The sequence below is a fragment of the Myxococcus sp. CA040A genome (genome assembly GCF_013336725.1).
In the GTDB taxonomy this organism is placed as follows: Bacteria; Myxococcota; Myxococcia; order Myxococcales; family Myxococcaceae; genus Myxococcus; species Myxococcus llanfairpwllgwyngyllgogerychwyrndrobwllllantysiliogogogochensis.
Genome location: NZ_JABUMR010000032.1, coordinates 1 through 3258 on the forward strand (window position 1 = coordinate 1; position 3258 = coordinate 3258).

1 protein-coding gene is annotated in these 3258 nt (G+C 68.1%); it reads left to right on the plus strand.

Annotation, left to right across the window (positions count from 1 at the left end):
• Positions 1 to 3258, plus strand: a 3258-nt coding sequence (locus HUA75_RS45955; RefSeq protein ID WP_174490123.1) for a non-ribosomal peptide synthetase, incomplete at both ends; no start/stop codon positions are given.

The window sequence follows — 3258 nt, forward strand, 5'->3', positions numbered from 1 at the left end:
TCATGGCGTTGCTCGCCGTCTGGCAGCTCCTCCTCTCCCGCTACTCCGGACAGGACGACCTCTCCGTCGGCTCCCCCATCGCGGGACGCACCCGAGCGGAGACAGAGGGGCTCATCGGCTTCTTCGTCAACACCCTCGTGCTGCGCACGCAGCTCCTGCCGAGCCTCCGCTTCCGCGAGCTGCTCGCGCAGGTGAAACGCACCACGCTCGGCGCCTACGAGCATCAGGACGTCCCCTTCGAGAAGCTCGTCGAGGAACTCAACCCTCACCGCACCCTCAGTCACTCGCCGCTGTTCCAGGTGATGCTCGTCCTGCAGAACGCTCCGACGACGAGCATGGAAGTGCCTGGGAGCACGGCGGAGACGTCACCGCTTCGCCTGGAGGCTTTCGACTCGGGAGCGCCGGGCGCGAAGTTCGACCTCACCCTGACGCTGGGCGAGGGACTGGAAGGCGCGCTGGGCTACCGGACGGACTTGTTCGATGAGTCCACCATCGCTCGGATGGTCGCGCACTTCGGCACCCTCCTCGACGCCGCCATCACCACACCGGAGTTGCGGCTGAGCGAGCTGCCGATGTTGCCGGCCGAGGAGCGCCGTCAGGTGCTCGTCGAGTGGAACGACACCCGCCGCGAGCTGCCCTGGACTGGCGCCTTCCACGAGCGCTTCGAGGCCCAGGCCGCTCTCACGCCCGACGCCCTCGCCGTCCTCGACGACTCCTCCTCTCTCTCCTTCTCTCAGCTCAACCACCGCTCCAACCAGCTCGCCCACCTGCTGCGCGCCCGTGGTGTCGGGCCCGAAGTCCGTGTCGCCCTCTGCCTGGAGCGCTCCGTCGACTCCCTCGTCGCCCTCCTCGCCATCCTCAAGGCCGGCGCCGCCTACGTCCCTCTCGACTCCGCCTACCCTCGCGAGCGCCTGGCTTTCATGCTCGAGGACTCCGGCGCTCCCTTCGTCCTCACCCAGTCCCACCTCCTGCCTCGTCTCGACTCGGCCTCCTGCTCGGCCCTCTGCCTCGATGACGCCGCACTGCGCGCTTCTCTCGCCGCGCTCCCTGACTCCAACCCTCCTCGCGTCACCCTTCCTTCTCACCTCGCCTACGTCATCTACACCTCCGGCTCCACCGGACGTCCCAAGGGCGTCATGGTCCACCACTCCTCCGTGGTGAATCTCCTCTCCGCCCTCTCCTCTGCCGTCTACTCCGACGTCCAGCGCCCGCTCCGCATCTCCCTCAACGCGCCCCTCTCCTTCGACGCCTCCGTCAAGCAGCTCGTCTTCCTCGCCCAGGGCCATTGCCTCTGCTTCGTCCCTCAGGCCGCTCGCGAAGACGTCCCCCTGCTTCTCTCCTGGATTCAGAAGCACCAGCTCGACGTCTTCGACTGCGCCCCTTCTCACCTCCGCCTCCTCCTCGACGAGGGCCTTGCTTCTTCTCAGCGCCCCTTGCGTCTCCTCATTGGCGGTGAGGCCATCGACGACTCTCTCTGGGCGACGCTTTCCTCTTCGCCCTCCCTGAGCGCCTTCAACGTCTACGGGCCCACTGAGGCCACCGTCGACACCACCGCGCTCTCCATCCGCTCCTCTGCGCGTCCCGCACTCGGTGGGCCGCTCTCCAACGTCGCCACCTTCATCCTCGACGCCTCTCTCCAGCCCGCTCCCATCGGCGTCCCCGGAGAGCTCTTCATCGGCGGCGACGGCCTGGCTCGCGGCTACCACCTCCGCCCGGACCTCACCGCCGAGCGCTTCGTCCCCAATCCCTTCTCTTCCGTCCCTGGCGCTCGCCTCTACCGAACCGGTGACAAGGCTCGCTGGCTGGCCCACGGCCACCTCGAGTACCTCGGCCGCATCGACTTCCAGGTGAAGCTGCGTGGCTTCCGCATCGAGTTGGGCGAAGTCGAGGCCGCTCTTGAGGCGCTGGCTTCCGTCCACCACGCCGCTGCCCTCGTCCGTGAAGACGTCCCGGGCCTCAAGCGCCTCGTCGCCTACGTCACCCCCGCTTCCGTCGACACCTCGTCTCTTCGCGCGGAGCTGCTCCTCAGCCTCCCCGAGTACATGGTGCCCTCGGCCTTCGTCGCCCTGGACGCACTGCCCATCAACACCCACGGCAAGCTCGACAGGAAGGCGCTCCCGGCTCCCGACTCCAGCCCCACCGACTCCTTCCTCGCGCCTCGCAATCCCACCGAGGCTCGCCTCGCCGCCATCTGGGCAGAGGTCCTCCACCTCGACTCCGTCAGCGTCTCCGACGACTTCTTCGCCCTCGGTGGACACTCCCTCCTCGCCACCCAGGTCGTCTCTCGTGTCCGCAAGGCCTTCGACGTCGAGCTGCCTCTTCGCGCTCTCTTCGAAGCGCCAACCATTGCGGCGCTCGCGGCTCGCGTCGATGCCGTGGGCCACGGGGACCTGTCGCTCCAGCTGCCTCCGCTCGTGGCGGTGCCTCGCACTGGGCCGCTGCCGCTGTCCTTCGCGCAGCAGCGTCTATGGTTCCTCGACAGGCTCCAGCCGGGCAGCCCTTTCTACAACATCCCCTCGGCCATCCAGCTCCATGGGGGACTGAACCTCGCCGCGCTGGAGCGGGCAATTCAGGAACTGGTGCAGCGCCATGAAGCGCTGCGCACCTCGTTCCACGTCCAGGAAGATGGAGAGGCCGTCCAGCACATCCATCCTCGTGTGGAGCTGGCCGTCCCGGTGACGGACCTGGAGGCCTTGCCCGAAGCCTCGCGTGAGACCGAAGCGCGGCGACTGGCCCAACTCGAAGCGCAGAAGCCGTTCGAGCTCTCCCAGGCCCCGCTGCTCCGTGCTTCCGTGCTTCGCCTCTCCGAGCAGCGCCACATCCTGCTCGTCACCGTCCACCACATCGTCTCGGACGGTTGGTCCAACGGCATCCTCACGCGGGAAGTCGGAGCGCTCTACGCCGCGTTTGCCCAGGGACTCCCGTCGCCGCTCGCGCCGCTGGAGCTTCAGTACGCGGACTACGCGGCGTGGCAGCGAGGCTGGCTGCGCGACGAAGCCCTCTCCAAGCAGGTGAGCTGGTGGCGAGGTCAGCTCGCCGGGGCTCCCCATGCACTGGAGCTGCCCACCGACAGGCCGCGTCCTCCCGTTCAGACGGCGAACGGCGGCACGCTCCCCATCGAGCTGGGCTCACAGCTCACCGCCGAGCTGCGCGCGCTGTGCCTGCGTGAAGGCGTCACGCCCTTCATGGCACTGCTGTCCGCGTTCCAGGTGTTGCTCGCTCGCTACTCGGGCCAGGACGACATCGTCGTCGGCTCGC